Annotated in this window: 15 protein-coding genes; 10 read left to right on the top strand and 5 right to left on the bottom strand. The window is 41.4% G+C overall.

Annotated features, from left to right (window positions below; all coding sequences use genetic code 11):
• Positions 1 to 110 precede the first annotated feature (110 nt).
• From BUB11_RS14595 to BUB11_RS14570, 6 genes are all read left to right on the top strand, one after another.
• Positions 111 to 2,198, top strand: a complete 2,088-nt coding sequence (locus BUB11_RS14595) for a ribonucleoside triphosphate reductase (protein WP_073030497.1) — start codon at positions 111 to 113, stop codon at positions 2,196 to 2,198.
• Entirely contained in the window at positions 2,198 to 2,881 is a 684-nt protein-coding gene (locus BUB11_RS14590; RefSeq protein WP_073030496.1) for an anaerobic ribonucleoside-triphosphate reductase activating protein, read from the top strand. The genes BUB11_RS14595 and BUB11_RS14590 overlap by 1 nt, the downstream gene beginning before the upstream one ends.
• A 207-nt stretch (positions 2,882 to 3,088) precedes the next feature.
• A complete protein-coding gene (locus tag BUB11_RS14585; RefSeq protein WP_073030495.1) occupies positions 3,089 to 3,286 on the top strand; it encodes a hypothetical protein in 198 nt (65 codons plus the stop codon).
• The gene (locus BUB11_RS14580; RefSeq protein WP_073030494.1) at positions 3,267 to 3,527 is read left to right on the top strand and encodes a hypothetical protein; all 261 of its coding nucleotides are present in this window, start codon (positions 3,267 to 3,269) and stop codon (positions 3,525 to 3,527) included. Before BUB11_RS14585 ends, BUB11_RS14580 begins: the two co-directional genes overlap by 20 nt.
• A 90-nt stretch (positions 3,528 to 3,617) precedes the next feature.
• The gene (locus BUB11_RS14575) at positions 3,618 to 5,105 is read left to right on the top strand and encodes an alkaline phosphatase (RefSeq protein WP_073030493.1); all 1,488 of its coding nucleotides are present in this window, start codon (positions 3,618 to 3,620) and stop codon (positions 5,103 to 5,105) included.
• A 112-nt stretch (positions 5,106 to 5,217) separates the two neighbouring features.
• A complete protein-coding gene (locus BUB11_RS14570; protein WP_084110298.1) occupies positions 5,218 to 6,387 on the top strand; it encodes a YibE/F family protein in 1,170 nt (389 codons plus the stop codon).
• 260 nt (positions 6,388 to 6,647) lie between these two features.
• Here the strand turns inward: BUB11_RS14570 and BUB11_RS14565 are convergent, their stop codons facing one another.
• Together BUB11_RS14565 and BUB11_RS14560 are read right to left on the bottom strand one after the other, a co-directional pair.
• Positions 6,648 to 6,926, bottom strand: coding sequence for a type II toxin-antitoxin system RelE/ParE family toxin (locus BUB11_RS14565; protein WP_073030492.1), 279 nt, complete (start codon positions 6,924 to 6,926; stop codon positions 6,648 to 6,650).
• A complete protein-coding gene (locus tag BUB11_RS14560) occupies positions 6,923 to 7,207 on the bottom strand; it encodes an AbrB/MazE/SpoVT family DNA-binding domain-containing protein (RefSeq protein WP_073030491.1) in 285 nt (94 codons plus the stop codon). The genes BUB11_RS14565 and BUB11_RS14560 overlap by 4 nt, the downstream gene beginning before the upstream one ends.
• A gap of 347 nt (positions 7,208 to 7,554) precedes the next feature.
• Between BUB11_RS14560 and BUB11_RS14555 the strand changes: the two genes are divergently transcribed.
• Entirely contained in the window at positions 7,555 to 7,746 is a 192-nt protein-coding gene (locus BUB11_RS14555; protein WP_242947561.1) for a tyrosine-type recombinase/integrase, read from the top strand.
• Positions 7,747 to 8,105: 359 nt separating this feature from the next.
• Here BUB11_RS14555 and BUB11_RS14550 read toward each other — a convergent pair whose 3' ends face one another.
• The 3 genes from BUB11_RS14550 to BUB11_RS14545 all read right to left on the bottom strand — a co-directional run bounded on the left by BUB11_RS14550 (position 8,106) and on the right by BUB11_RS14545 (position 9,616).
• A complete protein-coding gene (locus tag BUB11_RS14550) occupies positions 8,106 to 8,417 on the bottom strand; it encodes a type II toxin-antitoxin system death-on-curing family toxin (protein WP_242947554.1) in 312 nt (103 codons plus the stop codon).
• A 2-nt stretch (positions 8,418 to 8,419) separates the two neighbouring features.
• On the bottom strand, positions 8,420 to 8,590 hold the full coding sequence (locus BUB11_RS27820) for a hypothetical protein (RefSeq protein WP_200797924.1): 171 nt from the start codon (positions 8,588 to 8,590) through the stop codon (positions 8,420 to 8,422).
• A 429-nt stretch (positions 8,591 to 9,019) separates the two neighbouring features.
• Positions 9,020 to 9,616 carry a methyltransferase domain-containing protein gene (locus BUB11_RS14545; RefSeq protein ID WP_282434006.1) on the bottom strand — a complete coding sequence of 199 codons (597 nt, stop codon included), beginning with the start codon at positions 9,614 to 9,616 and terminating at the stop codon, positions 9,020 to 9,022.
• 224 nt (positions 9,617 to 9,840) lie between these two features.
• Between BUB11_RS14545 and alr the strand changes: the two genes are divergently transcribed.
• From alr to BUB11_RS14530, 3 genes are all read left to right on the top strand, one after another.
• On the top strand, positions 9,841 to 11,031 hold the full coding sequence (gene alr / locus BUB11_RS14540) for an alanine racemase (protein WP_073030490.1): 1,191 nt from the start codon (positions 9,841 to 9,843) through the stop codon (positions 11,029 to 11,031).
• 250 nt (positions 11,032 to 11,281) lie between these two features.
• Positions 11,282 to 11,857 (top strand): restriction endonuclease subunit S domain-containing protein, encoded by a 576-nt coding sequence (locus BUB11_RS14535; protein WP_073030489.1) that lies wholly within the window; start codon positions 11,282 to 11,284, stop codon positions 11,855 to 11,857.
• Positions 11,854 to 15,063 carry a type I restriction endonuclease subunit R gene (locus BUB11_RS14530; RefSeq protein WP_073030488.1) on the top strand — a complete coding sequence of 1,070 codons (3,210 nt, stop codon included), beginning with the start codon at positions 11,854 to 11,856 and terminating at the stop codon, positions 15,061 to 15,063. Before BUB11_RS14535 ends, BUB11_RS14530 begins: the two co-directional genes overlap by 4 nt.
• Positions 15,064 to 15,074 lie beyond the last annotated feature (11 nt).

The raw sequence follows: 15,074 nt of genomic DNA, 5'->3' as shown, positions 1-15,074 counted from the left end.
GAGCGATAGGGGGGTTCCATAAGTAAGTGTTGTATTCAGGGATATACACAGCCTCTTGGCGCTCAGCGTCAAGGGGCTTTTCAAATTGGAAGAATCGGAGGTATTAAAGGATGATATCAGAAATTATTAAACGAGATGGAAGACTTGAGACTTTTAAGCAAGAGAAAATAGTGCATGCCATTTTTAAAGCCGCTGCTGCTTGTGGAGGATCAGATTATGAGCGTGCTGAGGAAATAGGCAGGCAGGTTGTAGTACTCTTACAAAGAAATTATAAGGACAAGCAACCGGATGTAGAATCAATCCAAGATATCGTTGAAAAGGTCCTTATTGAAAATGGACATGCCAAGACTGCCAAAGCATTTATTCTTTATCGTCAGAAAAGGAAAAACAGCCGTGAAATGGATGCTTTGATCGGGGCCACCATTGGCATGTTTTCTGACTACTTGGGGGATAAGGATTGGCAAATCAAGGAGAATGCCAATACTCAAAAAAGTATTAACGGACTAAATAATTATATCCGAGAGGTATTCACCAAAAAGTATTGGCTTTATGAGATCTATCCACAAGAGGTTCGAGAAGCTCATGAAAGTGGAGATTGCCATATCCATGACCTGGGTTTTTTCGGGCCCTATTGTGCCGGCTGGGATTTGCGTCAACTCCTTATGGATGGATTCGGAGGAGTGCCGGGCAAGGTAGAAAGCGGCCCTGCTAAACATTTACGATCCTTCCTGGGACAAATCGTTAATTCTACCTTCACAACCCAGGGTGAAACCGCGGGAGCTCAGGCCTGGTCAAGCTTTGATACCTTTTGTGCCCCCTTTATCCGGGAGGATCAATTAACCTTTGCCCAAGTCAAACAGTGTTTGCAAGAATTTGTCTTTAACATTAATGTTCCCACACGGGTGGGATTTCAATGCCCTTTTTCTAACCTTACCTTTGATATTCGGGTGCCCTCCACCTTGAAGGATGAACATGCCATAATCGGCGGGCAATATAGGGAGGATAAGTACGGAGATTTCCAGAAGGAACTGGATATGTTCAACCTGGCCTTCTGTGAAGTGATGTTGGAAGGAGACTCTAAGGGGAGAGTGTTCACCTTCCCAATTCCAACCCTTAATATTACCAATGACTTTGAGTGGAACAGCCCTGTAGCAGATGCTTTCATGAAAATTACCTGTAAGTATGGCATTCCCTACTTTGCCAATTATGTAAACTCGGACTTGTCGCCGGAAGATGCTGTATCCATGTGCTGTAGGCTAAGGTTGGATACGGGGGAACTGAGAAAAAGAGGCGGAGGTTTGTTCGGGAGCAACCCTCTCACAGGCTCCATCGGTGTATTTACAATTAACCTGCCCAGATTAGCCTATCTGGCCAAGACAAAAGGGGAGTTTATGGAACGCTTGAAACATATGGCAGAAATCGGGCGCACGGCTTTGGAGATCAAACGAAAAGTGATTGAACAGCAATCAGATAAGGGACTGTACCCTTATTCATGCTATTATCTGAGACATGCCAAGGAGAGAACCGGGCAATATTGGCATAATCATTTCAGTACCATCGGTATCGTTGGTATGAATGAGGCCTTACTTAATTTCATGGGAAAAGGAATAGAAACTAATGAAGGCCGAGAGTTTTCGGTTAGTGTGATGAATTACTTGAGAGAACTGCTGGTTAAGTTTCAGCAGGAGACGGGCAATGTCTATAATTTAGAAGCTACCCCTGCAGAGGGAACCTCTTATCGGCTGGCCATGCTGGATACAAAAAAGTACGATTCAATCATTACGGCAGGTGAACAAGTTCCTTACTATTCCAACTCGACCCAACTGCCCGTAGGTTATACGGAAGATATTTTTGAAGTTTTAGAGCTACAGGATGAGCTCCAATCTCTTTATACCGGGGGGACGGTTCAGCACCTCTATTTGGGAGATGCCCTTGAGGATACCGAGGTCTGCAAGAGGCTTATCCAAAAGATATTTAACAAGCATAAGATTCCCTATATCTCCATTACTCCCACCTTCAGTATCTGTGATTCTCATGGATACATCAGTGGAGAGCATTTTAATTGTCCTGAATGTGGGGCCGAAGCTGAAGTTTGGTCCAGAGTGACAGGATATCTTAGACCCGTTAAAAACTACAATCTTGGCAAAAAGGAAGAGTATAACCTGAGGAAAAAATTCGTGATTGGGGAGGCGGTTTGATGAAGATTGCAGGATTTATGAAGACATCATTTGTCGACTATCCCGGCAAGATAGCATCTGTAGTTTTTACCCAGGGTTGTAATCTAAGATGTAGTTATTGCCATAATGCCGGCCTTATAGAAGCTAAGGAAAATTTCAGGGGTATTTTGCCTGAAGAAATTTTCCAGTGGCTTTCCAGAAGAAAAGGAATGATTGATGCAGTAGTTATTAGCGGAGGAGAGCCGACGCTGCAAAGTAATCTTAAAGTCTTTATCGAAGAATTAAAAGCCATGAAGCTGCTTGTAAAGCTAGATACCAACGGAACTAATCCGGATATTTTGAGAACCTTGATCGCCGATGAGCTGCTGGATTTTATTGCCATGGACTTAAAGGCCCCTCTCAATAAATATGAAGAAATTACAGGGATGGGTGGGTTAGAGCTATCGTCAATTCGAGAAAGTGTGGAAATCATTAAAAATAGCGGGCTTGCGCATGAGTTTAGAACCACATTATGCTCTAATCTAGAAGCAGATGATATACCCTGCATTATATTAGATTTTGAAATCACTTCAAATTATGTCGTCCAGAACTGTAAGGACACAGGGTTTCCAAAAGTAGCTAAGAAAAAACGGGATTTAAGAAATTTGATTATGTACGATAACATAAACTGTGCCTTATTCCTGCGAGGTTTTGAAGTTGGCTGATCTAACTTGCCGTAAAAAGGACAAAACTCTTTATTAAAATTAAAAAATAGTAGAATAAAGAAGGTATTTCGAATTTTTTGTAGAATAATAATATTACAAAATAATGAGAATATTAAGACATAGAGGTCTGGCATTGAGAGGTAGTCAGCCCCATGGTTCTTTTAACCTTATTTATTTGAATTTTTAATAAACAGGAGGGGTTAGGCCATGAAACAAAGAACCAGAATACAGGAGACCGAAGATCGCAGACAATCGTTGCATGATAAAAAAGGCGAGATTTTAGGAAAATTCATGTCGGAAAGAGAACAACGCTCTCGGTGGATTGTGCAGCTTATGGATATTGAAGATGAACTAGAGGAACTGTCTGTTGCCGGAGGAGAAGGAGATGAAGTCCATCTTTGCTGAGGCAGGGTTGCAGAGATCACCTTGGAGGATGCCCCTCAGGGTTATTGCTTATCGGGAAGGAAAGCATGAGCCGGTTAAGGGAAATGACTGGGACGAAATGAATGAAAGGGTTGGCGAAAGCTTAGGGGTGGCAAACAACGGGATTTGTTTTCGTAGAGAATTGAATGAAGATGGGATTGATGCGTTGGTGAGAGGATCGAGATTCTCTAGACCGGCGCATTTTCTTTTTTGGCTAAAATAGAAAAAAATAACAGTAAGCTTACAAAAACGTAATTGGCGCTTAATACTAGTGTTGTACAATTAAGAAAAATTTTCGGAGGTGTAAATAGGAATGTTCAAAAGAAACCATTCCAAAGGTATCGCTTCTATAGTCGTTATTGGTACAGTACTTATATCCCTTTTGGCTGCCCAGCCCAACCTGGGGATAGCAAAGTCAGCGAAGGAAGAGGTTTATCAAGGAAAAACCCCAAAATATGTTTTTATGTTTATCGGAGATGGCATGAGCTATGCCCAGGTTAGCAGCGCTGAAATGTATCTGGGTGAAAAATCTCTGCCCGGAAAGCTCGCTCCTGAGCAATTGAGCTTCACTAAGTATCCTGTTCACGGTGCCCTTATGACTCAGGATTCTTCTTCCTTTATTCCCGATTCTGCTTCAACTGCTACTTCTCTCGCTTCAGGTCACAAAACTCTTTCTGGGGTAATAAACATGGACGAGACTAAAACTAATGCCTACAGGCCGATCACGGAAGATTTGAAGGCCAAAGGCTATAAGATTGGTATTGTAACCAGCGTTCCCATCACCCACGCTACTCCGGCAGCTTACTATGCTAAGGTGGCCAATAGAAATGATGCTTATGAAATTGGAAAACAACTGGCTGCCAGCGGCTTTGATTATTTTGGCGGCGGGGATTTTGATCAAAAAAGCGGGCCTAAGGGAACTGATCAACCTATCTACGAGATTGTTGAGAAAGCAGGCTATACCATAGCCAATACTAACGAAGAAATCCAGGCTTTAAATAACCGTTCAGGCAAAGTTGTTGCCATTGATCCAGACAATTATGAGACAGCTTTAGACTATGAAATCGACCGCGAGGCAGATGAACTGGGCCTAGCGGATTATGTCAAAAAGGGAATTGAAGTATTGGATAATAATAAAGGCTTCTTTATGATGGTGGAAGGGGGAAAAATCGACTGGGCAAACCATGCCAACGATGCCACAGCTTCCATCTACGATACCATCGCCTTTGATGATTCTGTGAAAGCTGCTTTTGATTTCTACAATGCCCATCCTAAGGATACGTTGATTCTTGTCACAGCTGACCACGAGTGCGGCGGTATGACCATTGGTTATTCTCTGACAGGTTACAGCACCCATTTCGAGAAGCTTCAGCCGGTAACTATGTCTTATCAGGAATTTGACAAAATCAGTAAACAGTACAAAGAAACCAATCCTGCTACTCCAAAGCTGGAAGATTTAAGCGATAAGATTAAAGCGGCCTATGGCTTAGATATAGCGACTCTGACTTCTTACGAATCATCTTTGTTGAGCAATGCCTTTTCCAAGTTTATGGCAACGGATACAAAGCCGTCAAATGATCAAGAAAATGTCCTTTATGGGACTTATAACCCCTTATCAGTGACTCTCTCTCATATCATCAATAACAAAGCCGGACTAAGCTTCTCCTCCTATTCCCATACAGGGGTACCTGTACCGGTTTATGCTGTAGGTACCGGTTCAGAGATGTTTGGCGGGTACTATGATAATACTAAGATTTACAACAAACTGTCTGCGATCACCAAAAGCGCACGGGCGAAGTAATCGCCTGTGACGAAGTCAAATCCATAAATCAGCTGTTTAAATAAGGTATCAGTCCTGAGGGGGTCAAAACCGCTCAGGACTGATACCTTGGTAATTGCCGGGAGGGAATGTTTTGCAGAGAATACTTCTTGAGACTTTAGAGAAGAAAGCTGCTTATCTAAAAAGAATACCCTTAAGAGAACTTATTTTTAACTTTCTTGTTATAATCTTTGTAGTAATTTTGCTTCTCCTGCCAACGGGATTTAAAGAGAATACCTATCCGGATAGTATGCGGGCAGTGGTTAAAGTATTGGAGGTTAATAACGATAACCTTTCCAAGACTGTAAGTTTTGTTTTTGAAGGGGAACAGGTTTGTCAAGTAGAAGTTCTGGACGGTCCCTTTAAAGGGCAGCAAGCCTTTGCTCACAACCGGTTCACGGGCAGACTGGAAGTGGATAAATCCTTCACTAAAGGTGACAGAGCCCTGGCGGTCATTGACTATACTGACAAAAACATTAGAAATGTCACGATGATTGATCATTACCGCATTAATTTGGAGAGCATTTTGATCGGGATTTTTGCCGTCTTCATGATTCTGTTTGCGCGATGGACCGGAGCAAAAGCTCTGTTGTCTTTTTTAATGACGGTCTTAATGATTTGGAAACTGCTGGTCCCTTTGCTTCTTAAAGGGTGGAATCCCATCATTATTTCCTTGTACTTTGTAGTGACGGCTACTTCCATCATTATTTTTATGGTGGGGGGGCTGAACCGTCAATCTATGGCAGCGGTCTTGGGTTCTCTTTCAGGAACGTTACTCACCACTATTTTGGCCATCATTTTTGGCCACAGTTTTAAAATCCATGGTGCCGTGCTGCCTTATTCCGAAAGCCTGCTCTATGCGGGATACGCCCATTTGAATTTGACCCAAATCTTGATTGCCGTCGTTTTTATCGCTTCAGCAGGAGCGGTAATGGACTTGGCGATGGACATCGCCGCCGCGGTTCATGAGGTGGTGGAAAATAAACCGGATATTACCCGGGCGGAAGCGATAATTTCAGGGCTAAACGTAGGCCGGACCGTGGTGGGAACCATGACGACCACCTTATTGTTCGCCTATACGGGAGGATATATTTCCTTGCTGATGTTTTTCATGGCTCAAGGAACGCCGGTTGTCGATATCTTTAATTTAAAGTATGTCTCCATGGAGATTATGCATACGATTGTGGGAAGCTTCGGACTTGTGGCCGTGGCTCCTTTTACAGCCCTGGCCTCCGGGATTCTTTTGACTAAGAGGCCTGTGTGAAGCTTTGTCTTTAACCCAGGAAAGCTTATTCCCCAGCTTAGTCTCATTGAGAACGGCTTTTGTGTTGAGTGGGTATTACGTACTCATTATCAAATACTAAAAAATAAAGGCGGTATGATCGTGAAGGTCTACGTCTTAAAGCGGTTTCTATCCTGACCTTTGGCATGAGCCATCTGGCACCGGGAGATCCTGCCGAGCTGATCTTGCGGGCTTTATCTGAAAGTCGGCGGAACCGAAAAGAAAAAAATAGCCGCTTGGGGCTACTTTGGTGGGAAAACTTCATCATGAGTTCCGATGATATAAAGCGTATTAATCTGATCGTTTCTTTCAGAAGTAACTTCGATGATAATTCTTACCGACATATTAACGCTGATTTCATAGAAGTTATCCGTCCCATGAGTTTTTTTATAGCGTAAAGAAGGATGGCTGGGATCAGAGATGAATAACTCAATAGCTTTTTCTGCTTGTTCGGAAGCCTTTCGGTCTAGTTGTTTAAATTGCTTATCGAATTTACGAGTAGATTTAAAGCTTCTGGTCATTGTTCAATACCGTCAAGAAATTCACTAATGGTTTTAAACTCACGAACATTAGCGGAATCAACATCATTTTTGGCTTCAATCATATCGTTTTTAGTAGCTTCGGACCAGAAGTATGCTTGGCTAGAAGGGACAACCTTCATTGGTTCAATAATAATTTTACCGTCATCTATCCGGATATCGAGTACATCACCTTCATTAATATTGAGATACTCTCTAATTTCTCTTGGAAGGTTTATAAGGTTTCGTTTTTGAACGAAAATCTTGTGGGAGGCAATTGACATGATTGTCACTCCTTTAATAATTTATCAATTACAGTAGTATATGCATAATCACGTAATGGTGCAATTACTACAAGAGATTGTTTTTTAGCGTTCAGGATGGATAATAACGTCGTCGGACCAGTTGTAATTGAGCACTTTGTTAAAAAAGAGTTTAAACGCATTGCAAGAAATATTGATATTGTCCGCATCGTCGATGGGTTAAGGTTTGCGGTATGAAAATAACAAACACCGGGAGGTGCGGGAAAAGCTTCTTGATGTGTAAAATATTACAAATAAAAGGGGATTGAAATATTTGTGTTGAATCAAGGGAAGACGCTGGAATCCTGTGGATCGATATTGGTTTGAATGTGATTGATTGGATCTTTCCAGGCGAAAATCCAAATAAACATATTACTGAACGAACCGTACAAAGAATATTTGAAAATGCACAGAAAAAGGCTGGAATTTGTAAAAATGTTTCGGTTCATTCTTCGAGGCATTCTTTTCAACCCATCTCTTGGAAAGTGGAACTGATTTGTGATATATCCAAGAATTATTAGGCTATTTGAATTCGAAGACTACTGAAATCTATATACACGTAGCCCAAAAAGATATCCTAAGGATTAGAAGCCCTTTTGATTAGATAAGCTCAAACGGTAATAATCAGGAAAAATAAAGGGGGTATATACGACACATGTCGCAAATTCCGTAAGATTTTAGGCATTTGTGACATGTGTCGTGAGATAGACGTTATCGGAAATGTTCCTTACATGTAAATCTAAGGGGTCTTGAAAAATCAAACGCAGATCTCTCAGGATCTGCGTTACTCAGTAAATCGTTTTTCAAGCCATGTTGAAAGTTCATTTATATATTGGTCTAAGTCATCGCCTGTTAAGTGCAAGCACGTTATTTCAATAGCTTATGCTTCATCGTCATCGATTTGATCAGAATAGCCGTTTATTTTCAAATGGACAGTTGCGGCATAAAATCCAACTCTTTTATTTCCATCAACGAAACAGTGGTTCTTGGTAAGAAAATACCAAAGCATGGAGGCTTTCTTATAAGGAGTTGGATATTTATCGTAATCGAAGTGAGGGTATTGTTGGTCAATTATGCTTTTAACCTTTGTTACGGTATCCTGATAATATTCGGAGCTTCCACCGAACATTTCAATGGCTTCTTTGTGAATAATAAGAATATCATCAATACATAATAGTTCGATATCTTCCATAATTACTCAGCCAATTTTTTGAGTAGTTTTGAGTGTTTAGAAGTAACTTCCTTAATAGCCTTTGTGATTTTTTGGTTATGCTCATTAGCGGTGTTTTGTTGAAGATTACTATTAGGTTCTTTAGCTAAGGCCATAGGATCATCCCCTTCGATATTGTTACTATCTATATCCATATTGTACCACCCTTCATCGATTGGAACAATTGTTATGTAGTATTATTATGCATAATGAAGTGATTTAGTCATGGGTTGAGAGAAACGGGAACACTTCCGATAACGTATTACCAAATCTGAGAAAATATGAATGTAGTATGCAGACTTCGGGAATACGCGGGACGTTAGTACGCCAAGTAAGCTTGGTATTTCTTACAAGGTGAAAGTCCTTGTTGGGCAAGGTCTAACCTGCACCAATTCTAGTGTTGCGCCGAAACTGACGAGGTTTTGCGAAATTACCTGTTTTGACGGGAATTAAGCTAGCTTATTGAAAGACGGAAAAAACCAAACCTCCAAACCTCCAAACCTCCCTTTCTCCATGAAAGCTGTCGCTGTCTCTGCCGATGGTATGTTATTGAGTCTGTTATCGATGCCGCCAATCATGATAGCTCAAGCCTGCAATGTTCCCCAGATACCAAAGGTCATATCCCTCACAAAAACTGCATCTGCATTTTGCCGTTCACTGTTCAGTCTTTCTTCCAATAAATCAATAGCGATTTCTTTTTGAGTAGCAGTACCCGATTGGATGATCCGGGGCAGCATCATCTTTACGACCCACGCAAGATCGCTGCCTGTTTCAGGTGTTTGTAAAACGACTTCCGCCCTTACCTGGGCAATCGTTAATCCAGCCTGCTTAAATACGCAATATAGATTTGAGCCAATATGAACATTACCGCCTTCTTTTGCCACGGTATCCCAAATCCAGGCTTGAGCTTGTGTATGTAGCGGTAAATCCATATTCTTAAATGATCCCATTGAATCACTCTCCTGAAAAACAACCAACCCATTTGTTTTCAGGTAGGGCAGAAGACTCTTAACACTGTGAGTTGCATCTGGTTGATACATCAGAACTCTGCGTCCGATAATCGCATCAAACCGCCCAATGTCTTGCGGCAACCCGCTAATTTCGGCCTTAATAAATTTTGCATTAATGATGCACCTTTCGACAGCGGCATTCCGAGCTATGTCAAGTGCTGCCTCGTTTATAATAATAAGAAATATCGCTTAAATTTTCAAATGCCCATTTGAAGATTTCGGAATTCGTTACCAAGGTAAGAGATGAGAGAGTAGTTACGGATTATGAAACATAAAAACATCATTACCAAGCTGAAGGGTACTATATCTTGCTTATGAAATGGTGTACTGTATATAGACAGGGTGAAAACAAGTTTTAAGAAAAAGCCACCAAAAAGAGAAGAGAGAGATGAAAAATGACTGATTCCTTTAGAGCTATTCCGGATCAAGCATTTGGTTTCAAGCCAATTGTACGCATCAGAGACATTGATGCCGTAGTCCACAATTACCTGTTATTTAAGAATAAGGCGGAGAAAACCAATTCTATTTGTGCCGCCGTCTTAAAAGCAGAAGTTCATGGACTGCAAATGATTGATGTGGCTCCGGCTTTATACAATGTCGGCGCGAGGTATTTCTTTGTTGCCGAACTCTATGAGGCGATAAGCTTAAGAGAAATCTTGCCCCAAAAGGATGCCCAAATATATACTCTGGCCGGAATTCTTATCAATGAAGAACAATACTTCAAAGAATATAACATTATTCCTTGTGTGAATTGTTTAGAGCAACTGTCCAGATGGAATAAATTTTGCCGAGACAATGGGAAAGGCTCAGTAATCATCCATCTTGATACTCATATGAACCGCCTTGGCTTACTTGATGATGAGATCGAAATTTTAAGCAATAATTATAACGAATACCTTTCCGATCTCGAAGTGCATTTTTACATGAGTCACTTTTATGATATCAAAGGAAATGATTTCACTAATTGCCATAAGCAGATTGAGATCCTGAAAAACTATCTGGCCAAACTTCCCAAAGCGCCAATTACCTTTGCCTGCACTGATAGCGTTATATTGTTGGATAATCAACAAGTAAACTTTGATATGATCCGACCAGGGATTGGATTGGTGGGAGGAGCGCCCAATGCGGCTCATCCTATCTCACCTGAAGCAAAGCACACTATAGAAATTTACGCCAAAATATCACAGATCAAGAAGATTCCGAAAGGACAAACCGTGGGATATGGAGGGGCATTTGTAACTAAAAGAGATACGAAGATGGCTCTGGTTCATATTGGGTATAAGGACGGTTACTTAAGAACATTAAGTGAGCTTGATAGCGATCCAAAAGGGGTGTACATGTGCATCGATGGTTACAGGACTCCCGTGATGGGAAAAATATCACTGGATGCTTCAACCATTGATGTGACCGATGTCCCAGCGGATGTTTTAGCAAATGCCAAGTATGCGGAAGTTGTGGGGCCTAATGTCGACCTGAAGGTTCTGGCTGATAAAGCTGGGTGTTACGAAATTCTTGTAGCTTTGGGCAGAGAAAATAAAAAAGTAAATGATTATACGGTAAAAGAGTTTAAGCGGATTTCTGGTTGAAATTTTTCAGATTATGCCCTTTAGATCAAATTGTAGCCATAATATAAACTGATATTGTTTCTTTAAAAATGCAAATTATTCGATATAAAAAAATACGTCATTTGTAAATGCAGTTGCTCAGTCAATGGAAGTTGTTTGCTCTTTAATCAGGGGAAGCAACTTTTTTATTTCAAAACTAATGCTTGCATTTGCAAAATAACTTGATAGAATATAAACATTAAAAATGTAATTTTAGAAAGGCACGAATTGCATGGAAAGATTGGAAGACGTGGTCGAGCTGGTGAGTGGTTCGCCGCAATTTAGGATTAAAGAAGTGTTCGATGATAAAGCGCCACTTTACATCTATTATGGACAATCGGATCTTGAAGAAGATTTGGTTGGCCTGGATTCTAATCGTAGTGACAGCAAACAAGTGCGAACCTTTGACAAGATAAATACCCTTTGTCAAGGTGATCTGATTTTCAGTTTGATATCGGGAAAATCCACTCTGGTTGGTGTGAATCATCAGGGGTATCTATACACGCAAAACTACGTTAAGTTAGTAACTTACGAAAAAGTTGATGCGAAATATCTTGTTTACTTACTTAATGAAGATCAATCCATTAAGAAACAGGTTCAAATGGGCTTGCAGGGTTCTCAAGTTCTAAAATACACGCTGAAACAAGTGAAAGAACTTGAATTGCCGGATTTTCCTGCAATAGAAACACAGCGACTGATCGGTGAACTTTATTTCAACCAATTGCGGCTGGAAGCCTTAAGAAATAGAGCGGCAAATTCAGAAACCATCATCGTATTAGAAAAGCTTAGGGAGGCGAGCAGGAAATGAAGGAGAAGGAATTTGAAACAGAACTCATTCAATACATTACCAGTGGCACAATTACCAAACCGGAGCATCTGGAAGGCAGCGGCGACTTTGTTGCCAAAGAATCACAGGTTAATTATGTAGTGAAGACCAAACTGTGGAACTATGAACCCAATATTAAAACCACGGCACAACTCTGGGATAACTTTAAGGCGATCTTAGAACAACACAATCAAAACACCCTGGACCATCCTTTAAGTGTGGTGGAATTTAATCAAGTTAAGAAAATCATCTCCGACCTTCGGACACCTTACGAAGCGGGGCAGTTCTTGTATGGCTTAAATGGTGTGTCCCAAATCGAGATTGATTTAGATGACGGACGTCATGTCTTCCTGACGGTTTTTGATCAAAAGCAAATCGGGGCCGGGGATACGGTTTATCAAGTGGTCAATCAAATTTATCGCCCCGCGGTTATCACCGGAAAACAAAAGTGCTATTTTGACACGACGCTCTTGATTAACGGTCTGCCCATCATTCAAATTGAAGAAAAGCGTGACACCCGTGATGTCAACGACGCCCTCAATCAAATGCACCAATATGCCAATGAAAATCAGTATCGTGATATTTTCTCTACACTACAGATTTTGGTGGCCATCACGCCAAACAATGTGAAGTATATGGCCAATACTACGCCGGATCAATTCAATAAAGACTTCGCCTTTAACTGGCAGCGCAAGAGTGACAATACCATCGTGCGCAACTGGAAGGAATTTGCGGATTCAATGCTTTCCATTCCCATGGCCCATCAAATGGCCACCAACTACATGATTTTGGACGGAACAAAGAATAAACAAATGTTAAAGGTGATGCGTCCTTATCAAGTGTATGCGACCCAAAACGTTATCGAGAGCTTAAAAGGTGTCGATTTTGAATTCGGTATGAATAAAGTTGGTTATATCTGGCACACAACCGGATCGGGAAAAACCATTACCAGTTTTAAAACCGCATGGCTGGCCAGCCGTATGCCCAAAGTGGACAAGGTTGTCTTTGTGGTGGATAGAATCGCTTTAACCAGGCAAACCATGGAAAACTACAAAGCCTATGATCCGGATGCTGCAGAAGACACTTGGGGCAGCGTTCAAAACACAGACAACACGACAGATTTGAGCCGTAAGCTCAAAAGTAAAGACAATAACATCATTGTGACTTCCGTGCAAAAACTGGATACGTTGGTGAAACGCAAAACCTTTAAAGCCCCGGATAAGAATATCGTATTTATCGTGGATGAAGCCCACCGTTCAACCGGCGGCGACTCATTTAAGGCAATTCAAAAAGCCTTTAAAAAATCCGCTTGGGTGGGTTATACCGGAACCCCCATGTTTGATGAAACAACCAGCGGGCTGCGCACAGAAGAAATTTTTGGTCCGCTATTACACGCTTATACCATTCGTGAAGCCATTGCGGACCGCAATGTTTTGGGCTTTAAAGTGGACTTTGAGACAACAATTGATGAAAAACAAATGAAAGAAAAATATCTTCCTGGGTTTTACCGTGAACGTTATCCCAAATGGAGTGAAGAGCAAATTCAAGAGAAAATCAACCATCTCTCTCAAGAGGATATGGATGATGCGATTGAACCAAGTTTCTACGATGAAAATCCAGATCACATTAAATTAGTAGTGGAAGACATTTTCAAAAATTGGCGTAATCGTTCTAATGGAGGAAAATATAATGCCTTGTTGACAACTCACGTAGGCGGTGGTAAGGCAAGTACGCCAATGGCGATGATGTATTTTTATGAGTTTCAGCGTGTCAACGAAGAAAATAAGCAGAAGGGCGGGCAGACTTTAAAAGTCGCCGTTACCTTCAGTCAAAATACATCGAATAATGATAGCATGCTGGCTGCAAATCAAGGCTTGCACGAAGCCATGAAAGCGTATAATGCTGAATTTGGCACAGCTTTTGGGATGGACGATGTTTCAGGCTACACCCAAGATGTGACTTCACGCTTAAATAAATCAGCTGCGGACGGAAAATTCCTGGATTTGGTGATCGTGGTGGACCAATTATTAACCGGTTTTGACGCGCCTGAACTTAACACCCTTTATGTGGATAGAACCCTGAAAGGTGCCGGGTTAATTCAAGCTTATTCCAGAACGAATCGTATTGCGGATATGCAAGAGAAACCATGGGGACGTGTGGTCAATTACCGCTGGCCTGCGCAAAACGAGAAGCTGATGAATAAAGCCCTGGCTGTTTATGCCAATAAAGACTCAGCCATTTTGTCTGTTGATGAACAGCGTGAATCTAATCAAAAGGATGGTATTATTGCTAAACCATTTGAAGATGTATTTAATGAAGTGAAAGAAGTTATTGGGAAATTAAGCAGCTTGACTACTGAATTTCAACAGTTGCCACCCTCTGAAAAACAAAAGGACAATATGCTTGATTTGCTTCGTGAATATAACAGAGGCATGGCAAAATTAAAGCAATATAATCTCGATGAAGTTGAGGGTAAAAACGTCGGATTTAACTATGACAATCCAGATGAGTTAGTAGAAAGACTGGGGATGACTTCAGATCAAGAAGTTATGTTGACAACAGTCTTAACCAATGAACTCAAGTCACATATTGTCAAAGAGAAGAAAATCCCTCTATATCAAATTGAACTGCGGATGACCCACGTGAAGGATGTTAAAGTAGACTATGATTATCTTACGGAGCTGGTGGAACAATTATTGAACCAAGTTCACGAAGGCAAAAATGAAAAAGCCAAAGAGACCCAAGAGAAAATCAACCAATTTGCCAATGGGCTGGATGACCGCAACTATGCCACTAAGATTATCAATGCGGCTGTGGCCATCGTCAAAGGTTACTTCCCGCCTGCAGGTTCCGACTTCAAATATCCTGTGCGACTAAGTGACAGTGAACAAATCATCCAGCAGGCGAACAATGTTAGCCTGGACCGAATGTTTCTTGACTTCCGGGTGAAGTGGGGAATCACGGATATTATCACAAGTGCGGGGATGCGTGAGCTGTTCAGCCGTCATCGCTGCGGCTTGCAGGATCTGGATGATACCGGGCAAATCCGCGACATTATCTCTCAAGCAAGTTCCGACTATAAGACACTTGCCCATGCTAAAGAAATACAGGCATTACCTAAAATGAAATACCGGAACGGTTTGCGGGAAGCAATTTACCAATTAGCGGATGAATTGGCGGAAAGTTAAACCGGTCGAAG

The sequence above is a fragment of the Desulfosporosinus lacus DSM 15449 genome, assembly GCF_900129935.1.
GTDB lineage: Bacteria > Bacillota > Desulfitobacteriia > Desulfitobacteriales > Desulfitobacteriaceae > Desulfosporosinus > Desulfosporosinus lacus.
This window is presented reverse-complemented; position numbering and strand designations above follow the sequence as displayed.